The organism is Enterobacter sp. Lyrl_3 (assembly GCF_051948675.1).
Classification (GTDB): domain Bacteria; phylum Pseudomonadota; class Gammaproteobacteria; order Enterobacterales; family Enterobacteriaceae; genus Enterobacter; species Enterobacter cloacae.
In genome coordinates this window covers 60,815-84,817 of record NZ_JAYJLI010000009.1, presented here as the reverse complement: position 1 = coordinate 84,817, position 24,003 = coordinate 60,815, and the positions used below count along the sequence as shown (strand labels likewise).

At 56.1% G+C, this 24,003-nt stretch carries 20 protein-coding genes; 13 read left to right on the top strand and 7 right to left on the bottom strand.

The genetic code is table 11. The features are described 5' to 3' along the window. The first annotated feature begins 9 nt into the window (after positions 1–9). The 4 genes from patD (at position 10) to VF709_RS16570 (ending at position 3,198) form a co-directional block, all read left to right on the top strand. A complete protein-coding gene (gene patD, locus VF709_RS16585; RefSeq protein WP_029882933.1) occupies positions 10–1,434 on the top strand; it encodes an aminobutyraldehyde dehydrogenase in 1,425 nt (474 codons plus the stop codon). Positions 1,435–1,609: 175 nt separating this feature from the next. After that, a complete protein-coding gene (locus tag VF709_RS16580) occupies positions 1,610–1,897 on the top strand; it encodes a hypothetical protein (RefSeq protein ID WP_029882934.1) in 288 nt (95 codons plus the stop codon). 285 nt (positions 1,898–2,182) lie between these two features. After that, positions 2,183–2,356 (top strand): GhoT/OrtT family toxin, encoded by a 174-nt coding sequence (locus VF709_RS16575; RefSeq protein WP_013096478.1) that lies wholly within the window; start codon positions 2,183–2,185, stop codon positions 2,354–2,356. A gap of 86 nt (positions 2,357–2,442) precedes the next feature. Further along, positions 2,443–3,198, top strand: a complete 756-nt coding sequence (locus VF709_RS16570; RefSeq protein WP_029882935.1) for an alpha/beta fold hydrolase — start codon at positions 2,443–2,445, stop codon at positions 3,196–3,198. A gap of 56 nt (positions 3,199–3,254) precedes the next feature. On the opposite strand, the gene VF709_RS16565 is transcribed toward VF709_RS16570, so the two are convergent. Genes VF709_RS16565 through VF709_RS16555 form a run of 3 tightly spaced genes read right to left on the bottom strand, consistent with a single transcriptional unit; the run spans position 3,255 to position 9,758 of the window. Further along, positions 3,255–5,429 (bottom strand): virulence factor SrfC family protein, encoded by a 2,175-nt coding sequence (locus VF709_RS16565; RefSeq protein WP_029882936.1) that lies wholly within the window; start codon positions 5,427–5,429, stop codon positions 3,255–3,257. Then, complete coding sequence (locus tag VF709_RS16560) at positions 5,426–8,407, bottom strand: virulence factor SrfB (RefSeq protein WP_029882937.1); 2,982 nt, start codon at positions 8,405–8,407, stop codon at positions 5,426–5,428. Before VF709_RS16560 ends, VF709_RS16565 begins: the two co-directional genes overlap by 4 nt. A gap of 4 nt (positions 8,408–8,411) precedes the next feature. Next, positions 8,412–9,758, bottom strand: a complete 1,347-nt coding sequence (locus VF709_RS16555; RefSeq protein ID WP_149896722.1) for an SrfA family protein — start codon at positions 9,756–9,758, stop codon at positions 8,412–8,414. Positions 9,759–10,041: 283 nt separating this feature from the next. Here VF709_RS16555 and VF709_RS16550 point away from each other — a divergent pair, with 283 nt between their 5' ends. Continuing rightward, entirely contained in the window at positions 10,042–11,640 is a 1,599-nt protein-coding gene (locus VF709_RS16550) for an ABC transporter substrate-binding protein (RefSeq protein ID WP_149896721.1), read from the top strand. Positions 11,641–11,739: 99 nt separating this feature from the next. Next, positions 11,740–11,973 (top strand): YdcY family protein, encoded by a 234-nt coding sequence (locus VF709_RS16545; protein ID WP_013096483.1) that lies wholly within the window; start codon positions 11,740–11,742, stop codon positions 11,971–11,973. A 3-nt stretch (positions 11,974–11,976) separates the two neighbouring features. Here VF709_RS16545 and VF709_RS16540 read toward each other — a convergent pair whose 3' ends face one another. After that, a complete protein-coding gene (locus tag VF709_RS16540) occupies positions 11,977–12,426 on the bottom strand; it encodes a DMT family transporter (RefSeq protein WP_149896720.1) in 450 nt (149 codons plus the stop codon). After that, positions 12,423–12,941, bottom strand: a complete 519-nt coding sequence (locus tag VF709_RS16535) for a GNAT family N-acetyltransferase (RefSeq protein ID WP_149896719.1) — start codon at positions 12,939–12,941, stop codon at positions 12,423–12,425. Before VF709_RS16535 ends, VF709_RS16540 begins: the two co-directional genes overlap by 4 nt. Before the next feature lie 150 nt (positions 12,942–13,091). Between VF709_RS16535 and VF709_RS16530 the strand changes: the two genes are divergently transcribed. From VF709_RS16530 to VF709_RS16520, 3 genes are all read left to right on the top strand, one after another. Further along, on the top strand, positions 13,092–13,667 hold the full coding sequence (locus VF709_RS16530; protein WP_013096486.1) for a helix-turn-helix domain-containing protein: 576 nt from the start codon (positions 13,092–13,094) through the stop codon (positions 13,665–13,667). 65 nt (positions 13,668–13,732) lie between these two features. Then, positions 13,733–14,773 (top strand): NADP-dependent oxidoreductase, encoded by a 1,041-nt coding sequence (locus tag VF709_RS16525; protein WP_149896718.1) that lies wholly within the window; start codon positions 13,733–13,735, stop codon positions 14,771–14,773. A gap of 253 nt (positions 14,774–15,026) precedes the next feature. After that, entirely contained in the window at positions 15,027–15,695 is a 669-nt protein-coding gene (locus VF709_RS16520; RefSeq protein WP_013096488.1) for a GntR family transcriptional regulator, read from the top strand. A gap of 138 nt (positions 15,696–15,833) precedes the next feature. Here the strand turns inward: VF709_RS16520 and pqqU are convergent, their stop codons facing one another. Further along, a complete protein-coding gene (gene pqqU, locus VF709_RS16515) occupies positions 15,834–17,948 on the bottom strand; it encodes a TonB-dependent receptor PqqU (RefSeq protein WP_149896716.1) in 2,115 nt (704 codons plus the stop codon). Positions 17,949–18,192: 244 nt separating this feature from the next. Here pqqU and yncE point away from each other — a divergent pair, with 244 nt between their 5' ends. After that, the gene (gene yncE / locus VF709_RS16510; protein WP_149896715.1) at positions 18,193–19,254 is read left to right on the top strand and encodes a 7-bladed beta-propeller protein YncE; all 1,062 of its coding nucleotides are present in this window, start codon (positions 18,193–18,195) and stop codon (positions 19,252–19,254) included. Between the two features lie 93 nt (positions 19,255–19,347). Here the strand turns inward: yncE and ansP are convergent, their stop codons facing one another. Then, a complete protein-coding gene (gene ansP, locus VF709_RS16505) occupies positions 19,348–20,844 on the bottom strand; it encodes an L-asparagine permease (protein ID WP_149896714.1) in 1,497 nt (498 codons plus the stop codon). 382 nt (positions 20,845–21,226) lie between these two features. Here ansP and VF709_RS16500 point away from each other — a divergent pair, with 382 nt between their 5' ends. The 3 genes from VF709_RS16500 to VF709_RS16490 all read left to right on the top strand — a co-directional run bounded on the left by VF709_RS16500 (position 21,227) and on the right by VF709_RS16490 (position 23,996). Further along, positions 21,227–21,766 (top strand): AAA family ATPase, encoded by a 540-nt coding sequence (locus VF709_RS16500; protein ID WP_020684771.1) that lies wholly within the window; start codon positions 21,227–21,229, stop codon positions 21,764–21,766. 110 nt (positions 21,767–21,876) lie between these two features. After that, positions 21,877–22,896, top strand: coding sequence for an LLM class flavin-dependent oxidoreductase (locus VF709_RS16495; RefSeq protein ID WP_038981846.1), 1,020 nt, complete (start codon positions 21,877–21,879; stop codon positions 22,894–22,896). Next, positions 22,875–23,996, top strand: a complete 1,122-nt coding sequence (locus VF709_RS16490; RefSeq protein ID WP_038981844.1) for an amidohydrolase — start codon at positions 22,875–22,877, stop codon at positions 23,994–23,996. Before VF709_RS16495 ends, VF709_RS16490 begins: the two co-directional genes overlap by 22 nt. Positions 23,997–24,003: the final 7 nt, after the last annotated feature.

Here is a 24,003-nt window from a genome sequence, read left to right as displayed (position 1 = left end):
GACAATGCTATGCAAAAACGACTGCTGATTAATGGTGAACTGGTGAGTGGCGAGGGGGAAAAACAGCCGGTCTATAACCCTGCCACCGGAGAGGTTCTGCTGGAGATTGCTGAAGCATCTGCCGCGCAGGTCGACGCGGCCGTGCAGGCAGCCGATCGGGCGTTCGCACAGTGGGGGCAAACCACGCCCAAAACGCGTGCCGAATGCCTGCTGAAACTGGCTGACGTTATTGAAGCGCATGCCGACGAGTTTGCCAGACTCGAATCCCTGAACTGCGGTAAGCCGCTGCACTGCGCGCTGGGCGATGAGATCCCCGCGGTGGTCGATGTGTTTCGGTTCTTTGCTGGCGCGGCCCGCTGCCTGAACGGACTGGCGGCGGGTGAGTATCTGGACGGCCATACCTCGATGATCCGCCGCGATCCGGTTGGGGTTGTCGCCTCCATCGCCCCCTGGAACTACCCGCTGATGATGGCGGCGTGGAAGCTGGCACCGGCGCTGGCCGCCGGGAACTGCGTGGTCATCAAGCCTTCTGAGATTACGCCGCTGACCGCCTTAAAACTGGCCGAACTGGCGAAGGATATTTTCCCGGCTGGCGTGCTGAACGTGCTGTTCGGGCGCGGAAAAACGGTAGGCGATCCGCTGACCGGGCATGAGAAAGTGCGCATGGTGTCACTCACCGGCTCAATTGCAACCGGGGAGCACATCATTGGCCATACCGCCTCATCCATAAAACGTACCCACATGGAGCTGGGCGGCAAGGCACCGGTTATCGTCTTTGATGACGCCGATCTGGATGCGGTCGTCGAGGGTGTGCGGACGTTTGGTTTCTACAATGCCGGGCAGGACTGCACTGCGGCCTGCCGAATTTATGCCCAGAAGGGCATTTATGCTGCGCTGGTGGAAAAACTGGGCGCAGCGGTGTCCAGCCTGAAGATGGGGGCGCCGGAAGAGGCCTCTACCGAGCTGGGGCCGCTGAGCTCGCAAGCGCATCTGTCGCGCGTCTGCCAGGCTGTGGAGGAGGCCAAAGCGCTCAGCCATATCCGCGTGGTGACGGGCGGCAGTAAAAAAGAGGGAGCGGGTTATTACTTCCAGCCAACCCTGCTGGCCGGGGCAAAACAGGAAGATGCCATTGTGCAACGTGAAGTCTTTGGCCCGGTGGTGAGCGTCACTGAATTTGACGACGAAGACCAGGTGCTGGCCTGGGCTAACGATTCACAATATGGCCTGGCCTCGTCCGTCTGGACTCAGGATGTGGGGCGCGCTCACCGGCTGAGTGCGCGTCTGCAATACGGCTGCACCTGGGTGAATACCCATTTTATGCTGGTAAGCGAAATGCCACACGGCGGCATGAAGTTATCCGGTTATGGGAAAGATATGTCGGTGTACGGGCTTGAGGATTATACCGTAGTCCGGCATGTGATGATTAAACACTAATATGCAGCTAAGTGGCTGTAATATATTGAAAATATATTGCAGTCGCTTGCTTGTGGACCATTGACGTTAAAATTAGTGCTCAGCAGAGCTGCCTGGTTGATGATTATGCCATCCTGACTGGAATTGGATAAACATGTGTAATAATGGCCCCAAACGGCAACTGGAATGACAGGTAATGGGATTTCAATATTGGTTCACGGTATGTGCAATTTTTCTGACCTGCCCCTTTATGCTTGTTCAGTCGATTATCTTTTTGCGACGAGGTGTCTACACTAAAACCTTCAAGGGAACGATGCGAAAGGAATATATCCACAAAGACACTAAACCTATTGAATACTGGTTTAACGTTATTGCTCAAATGATGATGAGTGCTGCAGTACTTGGTTTAGGTTTCTGGTTATTAGATGACCTACCTGCCTTTCATAGTTGGCACACTGAAATCCGCGCAATGCTTCCTTTTTAATTCACCATTGAAAAGATGCCAAACCTCGCTCAAGCGGGGTTTTTTGTTACCTGAAGATAACCACGGGGCATCGAAGCCAGAGGGATTAAAGAGTCAACTACAATCTTGATCTTGTCATGCATGGTTTTCGAAGACGGATCCTTGTCAGGGCATAGTTGTAACGCAATATACTCATTTGTTATTAGCCTTAATATTTAAGTGGTTATTGTGTAACGAAAAAACTTGATCTGTATCAACATATGACGCATATTGCGTGCGGTTATTTTTTCGGCTCTGGAATACAGAATGACGTTGTATCAAAAGATGTTGGTTTTTTACGCAATCATGGCTTCTATCTGCGCATTAATCACCTGGTTCCTGTCTAAAGATCGTAAACGCATCCGCCTGCTCAGCGCGTTTCTGGTAGGGTCGACGTGGCCGATGAGCTTCCCCGTTGCGCTGCTGGTCTCGCTTTTCTGAAGCACGCTTCCATTTTTAAACGATGAACATGGCATTCCCGCTACGATAACTGTATAAATAAACAGTGCATCGTAAAAGGAGTGCTTATGAACAGTTTTTACTCGCAACATGCGGGTTGCACCGTCCGCTGGCATGATTTGCCCGGCACCGGCGATCCCGTTGTCTTCATCCACGGATTGGGCTGCGCCTCGTCCTATGAATATCCCCGCGTCGTTCGAGACCCTCAGTTTGGCGGGTGCAGAACGATTCTCATCGATTTACCCGGCAGCGGTTACAGCGATAAGCCTGAGCACTACAGCTACAAAACTACCGATCAGGCCCGCGTTGTGGCTGAACTGATGGATCATCTCAAGCTCGATGCCTTCTGGCTGTACGGTCACAGCATGGGCGGTAGCATCGCCATTGAAGCGGCGGGGCTGCTGGCATCGCGTGTTAAAGGGCTGATGGTGTCGGAACCCAATTTTCATGCCGGGGGTGGGATGTTCAGCCGCTCGATTGCCGCACAAACGGAACAGCAGTTTCTGGAACAGGGATATCAGGCCATGCTCTGTGCAGAAAAAACGGCGTGGGCCGGGTGCCTCCAAAGTAATGCACCTTATGCTGTCTGGCGCGGCGCATCGAGCCTGGTGGCGGGCGTTGAGCCAGACTGGGAAACGCAATTTCTGTCGCTGCCTTGCCCGGTGACGTTGATTTTCGGCGAGCTCTCTTTGCCGGATGACGATGTGGAGCGCCTGAAGCAGAAGGGCGTTGAGGTCAAAATCATCCCTGCTGCGGGGCACTCCATGTCGTGGGAAAACCCGTCGGCACTGGCGCAGACGTTAGCGGAGTGTATGTCGGCGTGATTATCGTTGCGAAATGTTGGCCGGGTAAGCGCAGCACCACCCGGCAACAAAGACTGCTACATGATTAAAGCCTGTAATGCCCGACGTGCGTCAGGCTGAACATCATGCGGGTGCTGATAATCAATGTTCTCTATTGCCCGGCTATAGAGGGCAACCAGCCAGTCGTAAACGTACGCGGTGGCCGCATGGACAGGCTGTTCCTCCAGGCGCGTCAGGCGCGGCGCGGCGCTGCTAACCACGGGCGTAACAAAGATTGCCTGCCCCTTACGGATGCGGCTTGCCGGACGTTCAGCAACAGGCGTCTGGTCGTAACCCAGCCAGCCAACGAAATTGCCCATCACCGCATGCAGCTGTGCGGCACTGCTCTTGTCGGTTTCGACAATACGCTGAAGCTGCTGAGGCAGGTTAAGACGGTAGCTGGCGACCACCAGAACCTCGGCAATTTGCTGTAACACCGCAGGCTCAAGACCCAGGCGTGTGGCCGCTGCGTCATTGCGACTCCACTGGCGCAAATGGTTCATCCACACTTTATGCGCCAGGCGCGCTTTATCTTTTGTCTGGAACGTGCTGGCACTTTCCTGCGCATTATCGGCAAACAGATCGATGGTATCCGTAAACAGACCGTTGACCTGCTCCTCGCGCGGTTGCTGGACGGCCAGAAGCGTTTCGAAGGCTTTGAGCGGAGGCAGAAGCCCTTCGAGCAACTCACCGTGGCGGGCGGCGCTGCTTTGCAGGGTGCGAACCATGTTCTCGGCCTGAGTTCGTCTTGCTGCAGGCTCCTCAACCAGCGGTGCCAGATAACTGTGCATCAAAGCCGACAGCTCCTGGCGCAGCGCCGTTTTCAGCGTGTTAAGACGTTTCTGTCGCTGGGCAGGTAACGTGGCCTGTGACAGCCACTCGATGACGCGCTGCATGCTGTGGCTGTCCAGCGCCTGCAGCGTGCCCCAGCGCAGGCCCGGTTTACCCAGCAGATGCTGGACTGCTTCATCGAGATTCTGCCGGGTGGTAAAACGCGCGTCGTGAGGCGTAATCGCCCACACCAGACCCGGCAGGGCTGATTCCTCCGCAGGCTGCGTCTCTTTGACCCAGTTCATCAGTACCTTTGCTTTTTTTGCCGTCTGGTCGTGCTGCGCGGTCGCATTGCAGATCACAAGCACATCTGGCTGCAGCTGCTGGCGATAGTGTTCCAGCAGCCACTGACATTTGGCCTGGCTTAGCGGATCGGCGCTGTTGTCTGCAAAGACCGGGATATCAATAATATCGACGTTATCCAGCGCGCTGCTCTCGACAGGCAGTACCAGTTCACGCGTCAGGAATGCCAGTACATCGACGGGCAGGCTAATGGCATTAAGCATCTCGCCGTTGTTCAGGGGATGCAGCAGCGTCTCCTGAGCGTCCGGAAGGGTAAAGGTGCCATGGGTCAGGAAGCCTTCGCCAGGCAGACCAAAGTTATCCACCAGCAGGCTGAGCGGGGCGGCAAGTTCGCTGGCGTGGCTGGTCTGGTGCAGAACATGGGCGAGCTTTAACCACTGCTGGGTCAGTTCCTGTTGCTCACCCCATAAAAGCGACCAGACGCTGGCCCGGGTGGTGAGGTCAAGCGATGGCACCAGTTGCGCAAACTGATGCCACAGCACATCATCAATTTGCTGTCTGGCGGCAGGTACCGTGCTCTGCCAGAAGCGGGCAATCGCGCCCACTTCCTCCGCCGTTATGCCCGGTACACCCTGCGGCTGACGCAGGCCGCGCCACTTCTCAAGGCGCGTCTCGATAACGGCCTTATCCACGGCGCGGATCTGCGGGTGTAAGGTGGTGCGGGCAATAAACAGCTGCACCAGCTCGGCCTCGGTGACCAGGCTCAGACGTAGCGGGAAAGCCTCATCGTCCACCGCTGTGCTTTCAGTGCTGAAGCGCAGTGCCATGTTGGTCAGGGCATGTCCCGGGTTGATATGTGAAAAGTAGTCGAACGTGCGTTGCCCGGGAATAACGTTCAGCCGCCCGTTACCGTTGCCGCACAGGGACAACAGCAGATGCGCTTTGGCGCTTTGGGAGTGGCCATACAGACCAATGCTGCTCCGCCGGGTCAGCGCCTGTTCAATGGCCTGCTCCCGCGCCTGCGCCGCATTGATACGTGCCAGCAGGGCGTCGGCATCGTTATCCAGCACCGGGGCGTGCAGGCGCGTCTCGTTAATCCACCCGATTAAGGCCTGCGTGGTGGTCATCGTTGCACTCATTTCAGGTATACACTCCCGCTGTCGATCCAGTAGTGGCTACCGCTATGACGGCGATCGGCCAGGGTATTCAGTTTGAAGGTTAAGGCGTCTGGTGGGACAGGGGTTCCATCCTGCAGCCAGGCGTCGCTCAGCTCGAAAGATTCCGGGCCTTCGTGCTTGCTGCCTCCGCAGAGCTTAAGCCGCACGTTCAGCACGCCGTCGCCAGCAATCGCTTTGGCCAGTTCCGCCGAGTTGATACTCAGGGTGTACAGCGGCGTCGCTGGCCAGCGTGCGTTCGCCAGCTGGCGGAAGCCAAGCGTGACGTTCCCACGCAGCGGGAAATGCAGGCGGGCATCAAGTTTTGCGCCAGGTTTATCCAGGTCGATATCCTGATACCAGACGTTCTCCTCACGCAGCGTGTTAACGGTGTTATCCAGCACGCCCAGATAGCGCACGGTGGAGTAGGCGCCAATATCGGCCGCCTTAAAGTTAAAGCGCGGCAGACGCAAATCGAGCGCCAGGCTGCAGAGCATGGCCCCCACGGCGGCGGTCGATTTCGGGTTGCCGATGCGACCCTGCTGGCTGAACGGATACCACTCATGAACCTGGTATTTATCCAGCCATACGATACGATTGACTGGCACGGGCTGGAGATGGCGGATCAGCGCCTGCACGCCCGGCAGGCACCCCGGACGACCGGTGATCAGCAAAATATCGCAGCTGTAATGAGAGATCGCTTCGCATACCGCATGGAGCGGAGAGGCCAGCGTGAACTGACCCGCCAGCATCGCATCCTGCATTTCGCGAAAATTCACATGCAGCGGCACGGCAAACAGGTCGAAGGCTTCAGAGCCAGCAGGCAGGGCATGGTCGACAGCCTGCTGCAGGTAGTTCATCACGTTGCGGGTCGGCTTCTGCGGCAGCAGATCGCCAAAGGTGGCATGCAAACCGGCCAGCGGATCGTCAATGTCGCTGGATTCCCACGCGGCAAGGATCGCATGACCGATCGGCATAAAGAGCTGAAGTGCGGTCTGCTGGCGCAATACCGCCTGGGTATCAATACGCCCGGAGTCACCGAACAACGACGCCATCAGCAGAGACGCGTCCGCAATGCCGGACTTCTGCAACTGCGTTTGCAGGGCTGGCAACACATAACGCTGGATAACGTCCAGCAGCGTGTCGTCGCCGGCCACTTTAAACCCTTCGCGGAAGAGAAGCTGTGGCGTGATTTTGACGTTATTCCCGGAGCCGTCATCCAGCTGATAGTGGGTGATCGCCATATCTGTGGTGCCGCCGCCAATATCGATAGAAGCAACGCGCAGCGCGCGACCCGGCTGGACACCAGGCTCGGGTTCACGATCCGGGCGGGCGAGGGAGGCGAAGAAGGCTTCCGTCTGACCACCAAAACGGGAGATCGCTTCGTTGTAAAGCCAGACCAGTTGCCCGCAGCTCGCTTCATCCCACTCCATCTGGATCTCAGGCACCGGCACCACGCTTTTATCCTGCTGCTTGCGGGTGGCAAAGTCTTCATCCTGCGGATGCCATCCCATCGCTTTCCAGACGATGGCAATCGCTTCAAACATGCGGCGACGGAAGATCTCGCGCTCCTGCTTCGGCATCGCCGAGGGCAGTGTGAGGATCAGCGTGCGCAGCTGGCGCGGAGACGCCGGGAAGCCCAGACGCAAGCGCGTGGCGACGCTGTTGATCTGGCCCAGCGCCTGTGCCAGCAGCTCGCACAGCATATGGGTCATCAGGGTGCTGCGGCTGTACTGCGGGGAGAAAACCGGCAGACGCTCGTCCTGGGGCAGCGTAAACAGCGGTTCGCCGTCATCATTCATCAGGTTCATCAGCGGGAACGCGGTCGCCAGCGGCTCGCGTTGGGTTTTGCTGTTCATCTGGCTGAAACGCCAGTCCTGCACCACCGGCGTCTCATCCCACAGGTAGCGACGCGGGCTGGAGATACCGCTGTTACCTTCAGTTCCCAGACGCTGCATGGCCAGCTTACGCGCCTCATCGCCAACCCGGACAATAGAAGGCCAGACGAAGGCATCCTCGCGACCGCTTTCAACCGAGAAGTGCTGTTTGCCAAAGCGTGCTTCCGAGAACTCCAGGCGGCTGGTAAACAGGGGCTCATTGAGGAACTGCGGCTCGCTTAAAGAGCGCACCTGCAACTCGGCCGTCTGGCGCAGACCGTCGTTGGCGTCGCCGTGATCTTCAATAATCACGCCGCAGGTATGGGTGTTGCCCACGTCGAGGATCAAATCGACCGGAATGGCAGGCGTGCTGAGCGTATGGGTGACAAATTTGACTTCCGGCACGGTGAGCTGTTCACCAAGCATGGTCAGCACATTCAGCCAGTGTGCCTGATACTCAAAGCTGCGCATGGCCTGTTGCAGATCGCGTTCTGAACGGTGTTCGACGTCCGAGGCGTACTGCGTGAACGCTTCGCGCAACCAGCCGTCTATCCACGTCTGGTCGAGGAAATTTTCTACTTCGGCATCGCGCCAGGCCAGCGCGAAGCGGGTCCCGTTGAGGATGTCGTTTTCCACCGGCGACAGCGCGGAGGTGGCATGCTCCGCAATCTGGCTGTCGAGGGCGAGGGTGACGCGATGGGTGTTGCCTGCGGTGTCCGGCGTCTCCAGCTTGCGGACCTGAACGCGCGCCCAGTTGTCCGGGCCGTCAACAAAGGTTCGCGGCGGGTTGAAACGCAGGAACGGAACGGGGAGCCAGACGCCATCCAGCACGGCCAGGGACTGATGCAGCGCGATGGTTGTCTCAGGCTTGACTACCTCAGGCTGGCCGCCGTCCGTGCCGGGCAAAGTGTAACGCCCGTTAACCAGGTCGAAATCAAGGCGCAAAAGCGGGCCGTTCGCGGTTTTACGCACGAAACGCCCGTTGCTGGCGGTGTCCTGCGGGGTCAGACCGAAATCGAGGAACTGTACACCGCTGTTGGCAATAAGCGTAACGCTCTGTTTATAGTCGCAAAGATTTACCAGCATAGGATCAGACACCTGCTTTCTTAAACGTCAGTGGAACGACGGTTTTTGCATCATAACGGGCATTGCATTCGGCGACATCGCTGGTGCCTGCTTTACAGGAGACTTCCGGCATCGGGTAGCGGGAACCGTCTGTGCAGCGTGCATTGCCGCGACTCTTAATCATCAGCTCGCCATTGCTGTGCAGGCCGGAGAAAACCTCTACGCGGCACACAACGTTATCGCCATGCACAACACGGGCGAAGCCTTTGTTGTTCTGGATCTGATAGCGCAGTGACGGCGGTTTGCCGGTCACCGGATCTTTTACGTCAAGAATGGCGCGCCAGGTGCCGTTCAGGAAACGCGTCGAGCCCGCTTTGACCTGACCGGCCTCCATGACCATGGCATCTTTCGGTATCGCGGCAATCACCACCGGGGCAGACACCGGAGCGGGATCGGGTTCCTTCGCTTTATTCTCTACCACCTCAGCCTGATGCAGCGGCAGGTTCATCGCCAGTGGTTCAACCGCTTTAATTGGTTTTGGGGCAATCGCCACGGGTTGCGGTGCCGGGGCGGCGGCTGGCGCGGGCTCTGCCGAAGGGGCCTGTTTTGGCCACAGCAGCGGGGCGGCAATGGCGGCAACGATCACAGCGGCAACCGGCAGCGACCATAAGGGAACGCGACGCTTTTTCACGACGGGCGCAGGAACAGGCTCTTCAACAGGCGGCGCAACGGCGGGGGCGGGCTCGGGCTCATACAGCGCTTCCGGCGTAATGCGCACAACCGTGGCCGGGGCGATCAAAGGTTCGTCAGCGTGTTCAAAGGTGACGGCCGGGGTCGGTTCTGGTTCCGGTTCAGGATCTTCAATCACCACCGGCGCGGGCTCAGGGATCAGCGATTCGCGCAGGCAGTCGAGTACGTCATCGCGTGCATTTTCGTTCAGGTTTACAAATCCCCAGAACGCAATGACCGGTTTACCGTCGACCAGATAAAGGAAATTTTCGCTCGGGAACTGGAAGGCTTTCGACAGCAAGGAGCCAAAAAGCTGTTGTGCGGTTTTAGGCGACTGGAGGCATTTCTTACTCAGCGATTCGACGCTGGCAAGGGTATTTTCCAGATAGCGTAGGGCGCGAAAACGGTCATCTTCATTGGCCGTTTTCCAGCTGGTGACGCTACCTTCCACCGGGGAGTACCAGTCCACGCGGTCACCGCCGTCGTTGACCTGCGGAATGGCCAGACAGTCGACAATGGCCTGCTGTTTGCGCAACCGGAGTGCTTCACGTATTTGCAACGCTGATTCAAAAACGGCTTGTCCGCCGCCGCCAACGGCCTGAAAATCATCCAGATTACCGCTGCGTAAAAGAGTTTTTGCCACGATTTGATCCCATATACTTCTTCACACCGTTACTTTAACGAAACCGGAAAGCAAACAAACGGAGGAAGAGACGCTAAAAGCGCCGATTTCTTGCGGCATAGATCGTGACGGTTGTGCTTGACGGATAATGGAACTTAAGACAAATCACCTTTTTCGGCACTGGCTGTAAAACCAGCGAAAAACGCGGCTTTAGAATAACCTGATAGTGTTTCGTTATTTGCCAGCTTATAGCGGCTGTGCTGTTATTACTGTCCTATATAATAAAACTGTCAGGGTTATAACCATGTCTACAGGGAAAACACTGCTCGCCCTTGCGCTGAGCGCTATTTTACCAGCCGGTGCCGCATGGGCGGCAAACAACGACACCCTTATTTACTGTTCTGAAGCGTCCCCCGAGTCGTTCAACCCGCAAATTGCCAGCTCAGGCCCGTCATTCGTCGCCAGCTCTCAGGTACTCTATAACCGCCTGATCAATTTCGACCCGGTGAAAAACACCCCGGTTCCGTCTCTGGCGGAATCCTGGACGATTTCACCGGACGGCAAGACCTATACCTTTACGCTGCGTAAAGGGGTGAAGTTCAACAGCAACAAATACTTCAAACCGACGCGCGACTTTAATGCCGATGACGTTATTTTCTCGGTCATGCGTCAGAAAGACCCTAAACACCCGTATCACAATGTGTCGCAGGGCAATTACGAATACTTTAACGACGTCGGCCTCGATAAGCTGATCCAGGACGTTAAAAAAGTCGATGATTATCATGTTCAGTTCACCCTCAGTGAACCGAACGCCGCTTTCCTGGCCGACTGGGGCATGGATTTTGCCTCCATTTTGTCTGCCGAATATGCGGATGCGATGCTGAAAAAAGGCACGCCTGAGAACGTCGACACCTGGCCAATCGGAACCGGCCCCTATGTACTCCAGCAGTACAAAGTGGATTCTCTGATCCGCTATGTGGCTAACCCGAACTACTGGGAAGGCCCGGTCCCGACCAAACACCTGATCTTCTCCATTACGCCAAACGTGGAGACTCGTCTGGCGAAACTGCAAACCAATGAGTGCCAGATCATTCCTGCGCCATCTCCGGTGCAGTTTGACGTCATTAAGAACAACAAAAACCTGACGCTGCACTCCGTCGATGCGCTGAACGTGGGGTATCTGGCATTCAATACCGAGAAAAAACCGTTTGATAACGTGCTGGTGCGCCAGGCGCTGAACTACGCCACCGACAAAAAGGCCATCGTTAACGCCGTCTTTATGGGCTCCGGTACGGTCGCGAAATCCCCAATTCCGCCAAATATGATGGGCTTTAATAAAGATCTGAAGGATTACAGCTACGACCCGGAAAAAGCGAAAGCCCTGCTGAAACAGGCCGGACTGGAGAAGGGCGCGGAGGTCACGCTGTGGTCAATGCCGGTACAGCGTCCGTACAACCCGAACTCCCGCCGTATTGCCGAGATGGTCCAGAGCGACTGGGCGAAAGTGGGCGTGAAGGCCAAAATCGTCTCTTACGAGTGGGGAGAGTATCTTTCCGGAATGCGTAAAGGCGAGCACGACTCCGCGCTGTTCGGCTGGATGTCGGATAACGGCGACCCGGATAACTTTGCCGATGTCCTGCTGGGCTGCAATAGCATCAAAACCGGCTCCAACGCTGCACGCTGGTGTAATAAGGATTATGATGCCCTGGTGCAGAAAGCCAAACTGACCAGCAACCCGGACGATCGTGCGAAGCTGTATAGCCAGGCGCAGGAGATTTTCTATCAGCAGGCGCCGTGGATTGCGCTGGCAAACGGCAAAACGTTCTATGCAACCCGCAGCAACGTCACGGGTTACAGCGTGAGCCTGATGGGCAGTGATTTCTCAAAAGCGAAGCTGAACTAAGCATTTTATCGCCGGGTGGCGGCTACGCCTTACCCGGCCTACTCATGCCTCGTAGGCCCGGTAAGCGCAGCGCCACCGGGCAAATGAAAAGGAGTGACAATGTCACATTTAAACGAAGTTATCGCCCGTGTGGATGCCGCGATTGACGAAAGCGTCATTGCGCATATGAACGAACTGCTGATTGAACTGAGCGATGATGCTGAGCTGAGCCGCGAAGAACGCTATACCCAGCAGCAGCGCCTGCGTACCGCGATATCGCACCACGGTAAGCAACATAAAGAAGAGATGGAGGCGCGCCAGGAGCAGCTCACCAAAGGCGGCGTTATTCTGTAATGTTCAAAACTGGCGTCGGGCCACCAGCCACGCGCCCACCACCAGCATCACTGCACCGCACACCGGGCCGATCAGCGCCCGCAGCGGGATGCCATGGCTTTTTAGCACGTCCATTATCAGTCCGCCGATAAGCTGGCTTGCCACCAGCACGGCGATGGTTGTCGCCGCGCCAACGTTCTGGTAACCACTAATGCTGGCAAAAACAAAAAAAGAGCCCAGCAACCCGGGGATCAACGTCCACCAGCGCAGCGTGGATGCTAGCTCGCTAAACCCCGCGACCCCTTGTTTAAACAGCAGAATGCTGACAAACAACACAATGCCGACCAGCGAGTTCAGCAGCATCGCAATGAGTATGGTGGAAGAGGACTGGGTGATGCGCACCATCAGGGTATTTTGCACCACCAGGCCAATGCCCGCCGCCACCAGAAAAGCCAGCGTCAGTGATTGGTTCATTTAATCGCATCCGGATCGCTGCGCTCATCAAGCTGCAGCTGCATAAAGGTTAAGTCCAGCCAGCGGCCAAATTTGGTGCCCACCTGCGGCATCTGACCCGTTATAACAAAGCCAAGCGTCTGATGAAGATGGATAGAGGCGTGGTTCTGCGCTTCAATCCCCGCCACCATCACGTGTTTGCCGATGTCACGGGCTTCAATAATCAACGCCTTCATCAGCATACGGCCAATGCCTTTGCCCTGGTGATCCGGGTGGACGTAAACCGAGTGCTCTACCGTATGACGAAAACCTTCAAAGGCGCGCCAGTCACCGAAGGAGGCGTAGCCGGTGATGATGCCATTCTCTTCGCTTACCAGTACCGGATAACCTGCGAGGGTGCGGGCCTCAAACCATGCGATACGGTTATCTGTATCGACCGTGGTATCGTTCCAGATTGCGGCGGTGTGCAGCACCGCGTGGTTGTAAATTTCACCAATAGCGGCGCAGTCTTCTTTGCAGGCATGACGAACGATCATGATGGAACCCCTGAATGTGTTGTTTACTATATTATTACGTTGTTGCTACGATATTACACAACAACCCGGACAGATGGCTACGGTATAAGCCCGATTTTTTTGTTATTAAAACCTCATTGAAATACCGTTCATACACTATAGTATGACGTCATGAACACCATAACAGACACGATGAATCAACGGATTAGCGCAAGAATTCGCCTTGAACGCGAATCACGCGGATGGTCGCTGAGCGAACTCGCCGATCGGGCAGGCGTCTCGCGCGCCATGATCCACAAAATTGAGCGCGGCGACAGCAGCCCGACGGCAACGCTGCTTGCGCGCTTATCCGGCGCGTTCGGTATCAGCATGTCAACGCTGATAGCAAGAGCGGAGATGCAGGAGGGTAAACTGCTGCGCCTTGCTAACCAGCCCGTCTGGCGCGATCCGCAAACCCATTATCTGCGCCGCCACGTTTCACCGCGTACCGATCTGCCCATCGATCTTGTCCAGGTTGAACTGCCCGCCGGAAGCGATGTGCCGATGCCCGCATCGTCCTATGCGCTGGCCCGCCAACTGATCTGGCTGCAGTCCGGGGAGCTTGTCTTTCAGGAAGGCGACACCCGCCACGAAATGCAGGCCGGGGATTGTCTGGAGCTCGGGCCGCCCAATGACTGTCGGTTCATTAACGAAACCAATGAACCCTGCGTCTATCTGGTGGTTCGGCTTAACCAGTCTGGCTCGTAATGTTAAGGCGCTCAGGCGGATCATGAGCCAGGATCAATGGACATCTGTACCATAAGGAGTCTCTGATGAATCAATCTGTTTCGCAAAATCGTCGCTGGGTACTGGCTTCGCGTCCACACGGCGCGCCGGTCGCGGATAACTTTCGTCTCGAAGAGCAGCCGGTTCCGGTACCGGCGGCAGGACAAGTTCTGCTGCGTACGATCTGGCTTTCGCTTGACCCGTACATGCGCGGCCGCATGAGCGATGCGCCATCCTATTCACCGCCGGTTGAAATTGGTGCGGTGATGGTCGGCGGAACGGTCAGCCGCGTTGAGCAGTCCAGTCATCCGGATTTTAAAGCAGGGGAATGGGTGCTGGGATACAGCGGCTGGCAGGAGTACGACCTTTCTGACGGCAGTGGTCTGGTCAAACTGGGCGAAAATCCCTCCCATCCTTCCTGGGCGCTGGGCGTTCTTGGGATGCCGGGCTTTACCGCCTACATGGGGCTGCTGGATATCGGGCAACCCAAAGCGGGTGAGACCCTGGTGGTTGCCGCGGCAACGGGGCCCGTAGGTGCGACGGTTGGGCAAATCGGTAAAATCAAAGGCTGCCGGGTCATCGGTGTGGCCGGAGGCGCAGAGAAATGCCGCCATGTCGTGGAGGTGCTGGGCTTTGACCAGTGTCTGGATCATCATGCCGATGATTTTGCCACGCAGCTTCAGAACGCCTGCCCGAACGGTATTGATATCTATTATGAAAACGTTGGCGGTAAGGTCTTTGACGCCGTGCTCCCGCTGCTCAATACCTCCGCGCGGGTGCCGGTATGTGGTCTGGTGAGCGGCTACAATGCCACCGGTCTGCCTGAGGGGCCGGATCGTTTGCCGCTGTTAATGGGCACCATCCTGAAAAAACGCATTCGTATGCAGGGTTTTATCATCGGCCAGGATTACGGACACCGCATCAAAGAGTTCCAGGAAGAGATGGGGCGCTGGGTGCAGGAGGGTAAAATCCACTATCGTGAACAGGTGACCGACGGGCTGGAAAACGCACCGGATGCGCTGATTGGCCTTCTGGAAGGCAAAAACTTTGGCAAAGTCGTGATTCGCGTCGCGGCAGACAATAAATAAACAAGATTATGGCGGGGTAACCCGCCATATTTATTTGTGAAGATACGATATATTGTCTTTAATTAAACCTACACAGCTTTCGTGCCCTCCTTGCGGATGAGCCAAAGAGCGATAAAAAACCGTGTTTGTACTTTTTGATGTTTATACGCATTTCCCACCACCAGGCATGACGATACAGGATATATCGGACCAACGTCGTTTATTTAAACTGACGTTAATAAATAGCATTAAGTTTTAGCTACAGGAATTGAACATGCTTGATTTGGATCATTTAGAGAAAGCGCAAAGAATCAGTCTTACCATGCAAGTTGAAATCAGTTTGAAAGGGGCATTAATTACAGGCTCGTTGAAACCTGGCGCTCGACTGATTACCAAAGAGATTGCCGATAAATTAGGAACCAGTATCACACCGGTTCGTGAGGCACTTTTGCGTCTGGTCTCCTCAGGGGCGCTGCAGGCCACACCGGCGCAGGCGTTTCTGGTGCCGGAGGTCACGCTGGAACGCTATAACGAGATCACCGCTATCAGGAAACAACTGGAACCAATGGCGGTAGCGGCCGCCTGTCAGCATATGACGCCAGCTAAGCTTGAGACGTTGCGCAAAATGTCGGATGCCTTTCATGAGGCGATGCGCAACGGCAATGTTCAGCAGGCGCTGCACGCGAATCGCGTGTTTCGGTTCACCCTTTATCAGTATGCGGAGATGCCAACGCTCAGCGCATTAATTGAGCAGCTATGGATACGCATCGGGCCCTGTATTAACTATCTGCATCAGGAGCTCAACGACATCAAAGCGTCGGCGTATCACAACGAGGAGTTACTTGCGGCACTGGAAAGAGGGGATGTTGAAGCCAGCCAGAAAGCGGTGGATAAACTGATTGATGAAGCTAATTCACTTTTACAGCGTCAATATTTTAGCTGAGGAATTATTTAGTAGCCAATCTATATTTCCGTCGTAAAACATTCGCTCCATGAATAAGTCCTGATGGCTCTACGCCATCAGGAACGATATTTAAGATTACGAAAGAGAAAAACAGGCAATAAAATGCCTGTTTTAGTCCTACTCGAAACGATAAGCAACCGACAGGCCAACGCCGTAGTTACGACCCGGAGCAGGTTCGTAATAACGTCCGTTGGATTCGTTGACAATCACCGAGCCGGCATACGTTTTGTCGAACAGGTTATCAACGCGACCAAAGAGATCCAGGCCCCAGTTGCCATAGTTGAACTTATACCCGGTATTCAGACCGACCACCGTGTAAGACGGAGCCTTTGCCGTGTTTTCGTCGTCGGCCATGATATCGCTCATGTAACGCACGTCGGTACCCGCGTACCAGCCTTCTTCAGGCTGCCAGCCAAACGAGGCAAAGCCCATATTGCGGGCAATACCCGGCATCCGGTTGCCGTTACAGTTGTCATCACCGCAGACGTTGGTGCGGTAGGTGGCGTCCAGATATGTCCATGCCATTTTCAGCTTCCAGTTTTCAGCAAACTGCTGATCGAGGGAAACTTCCACCCCCTGACGACGGGTTTTACCGGCGTTTTTGTAGCTGGTACGTCCGCCAGAGCTGGCATCCACCACAATTTCATCGTCGGTGTCGGTGCGGAACAGGGCCGCGGTCAGCAGGCCATTGCCGATGCGGGTTTTGCTACCCACTTCATAAGTATTGTTGGTGGACGGTTTCAGGCCAATGTTCAGCCCACCCTGGTTATCCGCGCGGTAGGAGAGTTCATTGATGGTGGGGGTTTCAAATCCACGACCCGCCGCAGCGTAAAGGTTCCACGCGTCCGTCACGGCATACTTCACCGCCCCGGCCGGGAGCCACTTGTGATAGCTCGCGTCGCCGCTGTCGTCACCGTTGCCTGGCGTAACGTAATGATCGTTGGAATCAAACCAGACGGAGCTGTAACGCACCCCGGCATCAACAGAGAGTTTCTGGGTTAACTGCCAGCGGGTTTGCAGGTAAGGATCAACGTTCCACATCAGGTTACGTTCGTTGCGGCGCTTGTCGCCTTTTACGCCATACTCCGGTACGCCGTTGTTCATCACGAAGTTCTCATACCCGCGACGATCTTCGCTCATGTTTTCGTAGTTCAGGCCGGTGGTAAAGGTCACCGGCACCAGCAGTTCGCCGCGGTGCGTCCAGCGTGTATCGATGCCCTGATAGTGACGCTGCATATCAATCACGCCGCCAGAGTGGGAGGGGCGCAGCTGTGGCTGATAAGGGATCGACTGGTACTGGGTCATTTCGCGCTCGCCAGCGTACATCATGACGCTGAGATCGTCCTGCGCGCTGAGCTGGCGGTCATAGCGCAGCCCGGCCTGGGTCTGCTTGATGGTTTTGCGCGTGTTGTACTGATCGCCACGCGGAGACTGGCGCGGGTTATCCTGCCACTCCTGGTAATTCAGTCCACCCGGATCGTTGGCTTTCATGTCCACGCTGTTAAAGATCAGCGTCAGCTTGCTGGCATCGTCAATCCGCACGCCCAGTTTGGCATTGGCGAGATTCTTCCGCGCACCGCTGTGATCGCGGTAGCCTTTGGTGGTGAATCGGGTGGTGGATATGGTGTAATCCACATCGCCCGCGTGTGTGCCGTCGCCCATCGCGCCGGTGGCTTTCATCCCGTAGCGCCAGGTACCGTAACTGCCGTAATAGCTGCTGGCCTCAATGGTCGGCGGCTGTTGACCGGTCTGGGTGTTGATGTTGATCACGCCGCCGGAGGCGTTGCCATACAGGGCAGAGAAGGGGCCGCGCAGCACTTCCACGCTCTCCACGCTGGAGAGATCGATGTTAGAGGTCTGGCCCTGGCCGTCTGGCATGGTCGCCGGGATCCCGTCCACGTACATTCGAATACCGCGCACCCCGAAGGTGGAGCGGGCACCAAAGCCACGCATCGACAGCTGCAGATCCTGGGCGTAGTTCTGGCGGTTCTGAATTTGCAGGCCCGGGACACTACCAAGCGATTCCGAGAGGTTAATGCGTGGCGCGGCGTGACGCATATTATCGCCGTTCACGACACTGACCGCCGCCGGGGTATCAAGCTCCGATACCGTTTGTGGGGTGGCGCTGACGATCAGGGTCTGTTCATCCGCGCCCATTGCGGTGAGGGGCGAAAAGATAACAGGAGCCAGCAGCAGTGGAAGCGTAGCCCTATGGGCAGAAATGATTTTCATGAAATAAACCGGTTAAGGATAAGAAACGTACCAAATGGAACATGTGCATATATGTTAAAACTTTTGTAAATGCTTTGAAAACTATAACCGCACATTGCGTTAAGGAAAGGCGAAACGGAAAAGAAAAACTCCACATTTTGCTGATTAATGATTACTATTCTCATTAACAAAACGGCAATGCCATGACGTTGCCGACCGGAAGTGATGTCAGCAGTACACCCCCTCTTGTGAAAAAGGAATTGTTATGTCTTTACGTCATCTGTGCTCGCCGCGTCTGCGTCGTTCTCTGTTGTGTAGCGCTTTACTGCTTGCCGGTACCTTCCAGGTGCATGCTGGCGAAGAGATGTTGCGCAAAGCGGTAGGCAAAGGCGCGTATGAAATGGCCGTGAGCCAGCAGGAGAATGCGCTGTGGGTTGCGACATCACAAAGCCGTAAAATGGATAAAGGCGGGATTGTGTATCGCCTCGATCCGGTCACACTGGACGTGACGCAGGTTATTCATAACGATCTTAAACCGTTTGGCGCCACCCTGGATTCGGCCTCCCAGACGCTGTGGTTGGGCAACACCATCAACGGTGCCGTGACCGCCATTGATGCCAAAACGGGCGAGGTGAAAGGGCGCCTGGTTCTGGACGACCGCAAACGCAGTGACACGTTCAAACCGCTGCAGCCACGCCAGCTGGTGGCGGATGATGCCACCCACACCGTGTACATCACCGGGGTCGGTAAAGAGAGCGTGATCTGGGTGGTGGATGGCACAACGCTGAAGCTGAAGGATACCATCGCCAATACCGGTACTTACGGCACCGGCCTGGCGCTGGATGCGCAGGCGAAACGCCTCTATACCACCAACGCCGACGGCGAACTGGTGACAATTGATACCGCCAGCAACAAAATCATCAGCCGCAAAAAGGTGCAGGATGATGGTAAAGAGCACTTCTACCTGAACCTGAGTCTGGATACGGCCGGGCAGCGTGCCTTCCTGACCGATTCAAAACAGCCGGAAGTGCTGGTGGTGAGCCTGAAGGATGGCAGCGTGATTGAGAAGATCGCGACGCCAGAGTCGCTGGCGGTGCTCTTTAACCCGACGCGCAACGAAGCGTACGTGACGCATCGTGAAGCCGGAAAGGTGAGCGTGATTGACACCAAAACCTACAAAGTGACGAAAACCTTCGACACGCCGGTCTATCCAAACAGCCTGGCGCTCTCTGCCGATGGCAAAACGCTGTATGTGACGGTGAAACAGAAATCCACCCGTCAGCAGGAAGCGACCCAGCCTGACGATGTGGTACGTATCGCGCTCTAATGCGGGCTTTGCCCGGTGGCGCTGTGCTTACCGGGCCTACAAAACCCTGAAATGTAGGCCGGGTAAGGCGAAGCCGCCACCCGGCTTTTTTTATTAACGCGAGGTCTCTTCCACCAGCGGGCCGTCGTGTTTTTCATTGTCATGATGAACCGGCGCGTTGCTGTGGATTTCATGCACGCGCTTACGCACGCCAAACCAGCCGGCAATCAGCAGAACGGCCAGCAGCGGAATGGTGGCGATGGTATAGGTGCCGTTCGGGTAGTCGAACGCCATCAGTACCAGCACGCTGAACAGGAACAGCAGGGTAAGCCATGAGGTCACCGGAGCACCCGGCATCTTGAAGCTCACGTCAGCCGCTTTGCCCTCTTTAATGGCTTTGCGCAGACGCATCTGGCAGACCACGATAAAGGCCCAGGAGGCGATAATCCCCAGTGCGGCCACGTTCAGCACGATCTCGAACACGCGGGACGGCACCAGGTAGTTCAGGAACACGCCAAACACGTAGACCACCAGCGTCGCCAGGATACCGGCATATGGCACCTGCTGCTTGCTCATCTTCGACATAAACTTCGGCGCAGAGCCGCCCATCGACATGGAGCGCAGAATACGGCCGGTAGAATAGAGGCCAGAGTTGAGGCTGGAGAGCGCCGCGGTCAGCACTACGATGTTCATGATACTGCCCACGTATGGCACGCCGAGCTTAGAGAAGAAGGTCACAAACGGGCTCTGACCCGCCTGGTAGGCGTTCCATGGCAGCAGCAGAACCAGCAGCACCACAGAACCCACATAGAACAGACCGATACGCCAGATCACGCTATTAATGGCTTTTGGCACCATGGTCTGCGGGTCTTTACATTCGCCTGCCGCCGTACCCACCAGTTCGATAGAGGCAAAGGCAAACACCACGCCCTGCACCAGAACCAGCGCCGGCAGCAGACCGTGCGGGAAGAAGCCGCCGTTATCGGTTATCAGATGGAAGCCGGTTGCATTGCCGTCCAGCGGCTTACCGCTGCCAAGGAAGACGGTACCGACGACCAGGAAAATCACAATCGCCAGCACTTTTACCAGTGCAAACCAGAACTCCATCTCGGCGAACCACTTCACGCCGATCATGTTCATGGTGCCGACAATCGCCAGGGCGCCAAGCGCAAAGACCCACTGCGGGATATCGCCAAACGCGCCCCAGTAGTGCATATACAGCGCAACGGCAGTGATATCGACGATACCGGTCATCGCCCAGTTAACGAAGTACATCCAGCCAGCGACGTAGGCGGCTTTTTCACCGAGAAATTCGCGGGCGTAAGAGACAAAGCTGCCGCTGGAAGGGCGATGCAGTACCAGTTCGCCCAGCGCGCGAAGAATGAAGAAGGAGAAGATCCCGCACACCAGATAGACGAGGGCGAGAGCCGGGCCAGCCATCTGCAGACGTGCACCAGCACCTAAAAACAGACCTGTACCGATAGCGCCGCCGATGGCGATCATTTGAACCTGACGGTTGCCCATCGCTTTGTGGTAGCCCTCTTCATGGGAGTTTAACCAGCGACGTTTAGCAGCATGATGATCGGCTGCGCTTTTATTGCTTGTTTTCATTGAGTTACCTGTTTGCCTGTCTGAACCATTATCGTGATAGTCCTGCCTGGCAGATAGCATACAAACGATTGCTTCTGCGCAAACACATGTCGCCTTCCCAGTCATTCTGCGTATGGATAAGGCGAAACATGGCGAGGCATCCTACCTGCAATTGATAAGCGACGCAAAATATAACCGTGCCGAAAGTGATGCACGTCGAAGGAAATCGTGTGGTCAGAGCAGACGGGGATCACAACGCGCTGAATCGTGGTGAGTTTTTAGACAAAAGATTCGCGGATTGATGATTTAAACATCAGTGGTGCTTATCAGTTGCTCAGTGGAACTAGCGGAAGGTAAACGCTATGATCGGTTTGGTTTTTATTCTGCCAGAACGAGGCTAACGGTGAAAATTAATGTAATCGGCACCAGCGGAAGTGGAAAAACCACGCTGGCAAGACGGATCGCTGATGAGCTGGCTATTCCTTATATTGAGATGGACAGGCTTTACTGGCGCCCGAACTGGCAGGGCACAGCAGATGATGCGTTTCTGGAAAAACTTGAGCATGCATTAAGCGCTTCTCAAAACTGGGTGCTCGATGGCAACTATAACCGCACGCGCCCCGTTAAATGGCGCAATGTGGATCTGGTCGTCTGGGTGGACTATGGATTTGTTCGTACGCTGTATCAGGCCGTTATCCGGGCGATCAAGCGGGCCTGGCATCAACACGAACTCTGGCCGGGAACGGGCAATAAAGAGAGTTTCCGGCGCGCCTTCCTCAGCAGAGAGTCCATTATCATCTGGACGATTAAAACCTGGCGCAACAACCGCAGGCGTTATCAGGTCGATATGCAAAACCCGGACTACGCACACATACGCTTTATCCGTATTACCCGCCGCGCTCAGGCGGAAACGCTGATTTCCTCCCTAAAGTCTTATTCTTAACAGGGTTTTATATATCTGATTTCCGGCAAACCAAATGTAAATTAATTGTTTCTCAGCGGTGAAATACGCCTTTATTAATAACGACATGTTAAGTCAAACGAGAACGCAACATGTCCTGGCGAATCAGCATTCTGGATAAAAGCCCCATCGCTGAAAATGAAACAGCCGCCGATGCGCTGGCGCGAACCCTGGCGCTGGCGCAACAGGCGGAAACTCTCGGTTATCACCGTTTCTGGATTGCCGAACACCACAACACCCCACAGTTGGCCAGCCCCTCGCCGGAGTTATTGATTGCCTGGATCCTCGGGCAGACGACGCGTATCCGGGTGGGATCGGGCGGTGTCATGCTGCAACACTACAGCCCGTATAAAGTTGCAGAAAATTTCAATCTCCTGGCTGCCCTGGCTCCCGGACGCGTGGATCTGGGCGTTGGAAAAGCGCCTGGCGGTCTGCCGCTCTCCACCCGCGCGTTGCAACTCGGTCTGAATCAGCAGGAAAAGGGCAGCTTTGCCGAACAGCTGGCGCAGCTCGATAGCTGGATCCGTCCTGAAAATCAGTCGGCGGAGGAGGCGGTGCGCGCCACGCCTTTGCCGCCGGTTCCGGCGCAGGGATTTCTGCTGGGAGCGAGTGTCGAAAGTGCTCTGCTGGCCGCAAAGCTCAACTGGCATTTTGTCTTTGCCGCTCACCTGAATGGCGATCCCGACCTGCTGCGCGAGGTCATCACCACCTGGCGGGAACACAGCGCCCGGGAGGTGATTGTGGCGGTTCAGGTCATTGTGGCGGACTCTCAGGCCCAGGCGCACTCGCTGGCACAAAAGGTTGAAGTCTGGGGCGTGGAGCTGGCAAACGGCCAGCGCGTTACGGTGGCCAGCGAAGAGCAAGCCTATGCGTTTGCGCGTCAGGCAGGCAGCGAGCCGCTGCGTATAGCGCGTCGCGCGCAGTCGCTGGTGGCCGGGACCGCTGAGTCGGTACTGGCACAACTGGACGCTCTGCATCACCAGTGGGGGATTGACGAATTCATTATCGACACACCGGTTGCGGACGGCGCCGCGCGCGTGCAGTCCCTGCGTCTGCTGGCGCAGGCGCGACTTAACAGGGAGGTTAACGTATGCGTTTTGGCGAACAACTGATTGCCTGGCGTCGTGAGCTGCACCAGCACCCGGAACTGTCGGGCCAGGAGGTGGAAACAACCGCCCGTTTGCACCAGTGGCTGACCCATGCCGGTATTACACCGCTGCCTTATGACTTGCCTACCGGGCTGGTGGCGGAGATCGGCACCGGCAACAAACTGATTGCCCTGCGGGCGGACATTGATGCCTTACCGATCGAAGAGCGCAGCGGGGTGGCGTTTAGCTCGCAGCGTGCGGGAGTCATGCACGCCTGCGGTCACGACATCCACACCAGCGTGATCCTCGGGGCGGCATTAAAACTAAAAGAACGTGAAGCGTTGCTCAACGGCCGCGTGCGGATCCTGTTCCAGCCTGCCGAAGAGAACTTTGGCGGTGCGAAGAGCATGGTGCGGGCCGGGGCGTTACGTGATGTCAGCGCCATCTTCGGTATGCACAACGAGCCGGGGTTGCCGGTGGGTGAATTTGCCACCCGCGGCGGGCCGTTCTATGCCAACGTCGATCGGTTTGTGATCCGCATTACCGGCAAAGGTGCTCATGCCGCACGGCCTCATGAAGGCAACGACGCGATTGTGCTGGCAAGCCAGCTTGTTACCGCGTTGCAGAGCGTCGCCAGTCGCAACGTGAATACGCTGGACTCCGTTGTGCTGAGCGTAACGCGCATTGCGGGCGGCAATACATGGAACGTCCTGCCGGAAAGCGTTGAGCTGGAAGGGACGCTGCGCACGCATCGCACGGAAGTTCAACAGAACGTCAAAGCGCGTGTCGGTGAAATCGCTGCCGGATTCGCCAGCGCCTTCAGTGCCCGGATTGATATCACCTGGTATGCCGGACCGACTGCGCTGGTCAATGACGAGCATTGGGCGGCGTTTGCCACGTCGGTCGCCCGGGAAGCGGGTTATGAAACGCAGCATGCCGAGTTGCATATGGGCGGAGAGGATTTTGCAGTCTATCTGCAGCAGATCCCCGGCGCGTTTGTCAGCATTGGCAGCAATAGCCCTTATGGTTTACATCACCCGGCCTTTAATCCGGACGAAGCATTAATTGAGCCGGCTGCCCGTTATTTTGCACAGCTTGCGGAAAAAGCCCTGCAACACGTTTAATTCAGAA

Bases quoted from the DNA above. Each gene is read 5' to 3' on its own strand.
- ansP (WP_149896714.1), bottom strand. From the start codon at position 20,844: ATGAAAACAAGCAATAAAAGCGCAGCCGATCATCATGCTGCTAAACGT.
- VF709_RS16580 (WP_029882934.1), top strand. From the start codon at position 1,610: ATGGGATTTCAATATTGGTTCACGGTATGTGCAATTTTTCTGACCTGC.
- VF709_RS16540 (WP_149896720.1), bottom strand. From the start codon at position 12,426: ATGAACCAATCACTGACGCTGGCTTTTCTGGTGGCGGCGGGCATTGGC.
- VF709_RS16490 (WP_038981844.1), top strand. From the start codon at position 22,875: ATGCGTTTTGGCGAACAACTGATTGCCTGGCGTCGTGAGCTGCACCAG.
- VF709_RS16565 (WP_029882936.1), bottom strand. From the start codon at position 5,429: ATGAGTGCAACGATGACCACCACGCAGGCCTTAATCGGGTGGATTAAC.
- VF709_RS16520 (WP_013096488.1), top strand. From the start codon at position 15,027: ATGCTTGATTTGGATCATTTAGAGAAAGCGCAAAGAATCAGTCTTACC.
- yncE (WP_149896715.1), top strand. From the start codon at position 18,193: ATGTCTTTACGTCATCTGTGCTCGCCGCGTCTGCGTCGTTCTCTGTTG.
- VF709_RS16560 (WP_029882937.1), bottom strand. From the start codon at position 8,407: ATGCTGGTAAATCTTTGCGACTATAAACAGAGCGTTACGCTTATTGCC.
- VF709_RS16545 (WP_013096483.1), top strand. From the start codon at position 11,740: ATGTCACATTTAAACGAAGTTATCGCCCGTGTGGATGCCGCGATTGAC.
- VF709_RS16575 (WP_013096478.1), top strand. From the start codon at position 2,183: ATGACGTTGTATCAAAAGATGTTGGTTTTTTACGCAATCATGGCTTCT.
- VF709_RS16495 (WP_038981846.1), top strand. From the start codon at position 21,877: ATGTCCTGGCGAATCAGCATTCTGGATAAAAGCCCCATCGCTGAAAAT.
- VF709_RS16525 (WP_149896718.1), top strand. From the start codon at position 13,733: ATGAATCAATCTGTTTCGCAAAATCGTCGCTGGGTACTGGCTTCGCGT.
- VF709_RS16550 (WP_149896721.1), top strand. From the start codon at position 10,042: ATGTCTACAGGGAAAACACTGCTCGCCCTTGCGCTGAGCGCTATTTTA.
- VF709_RS16570 (WP_029882935.1), top strand. From the start codon at position 2,443: ATGAACAGTTTTTACTCGCAACATGCGGGTTGCACCGTCCGCTGGCAT.
- VF709_RS16530 (WP_013096486.1), top strand. From the start codon at position 13,092: ATGAACACCATAACAGACACGATGAATCAACGGATTAGCGCAAGAATT.
- VF709_RS16535 (WP_149896719.1), bottom strand. From the start codon at position 12,941: ATGATCGTTCGTCATGCCTGCAAAGAAGACTGCGCCGCTATTGGTGAA.
- patD (WP_029882933.1), top strand. From the start codon at position 10: ATGCAAAAACGACTGCTGATTAATGGTGAACTGGTGAGTGGCGAGGGG.
- pqqU (WP_149896716.1), bottom strand. From the start codon at position 17,948: ATGAAAATCATTTCTGCCCATAGGGCTACGCTTCCACTGCTGCTGGCT.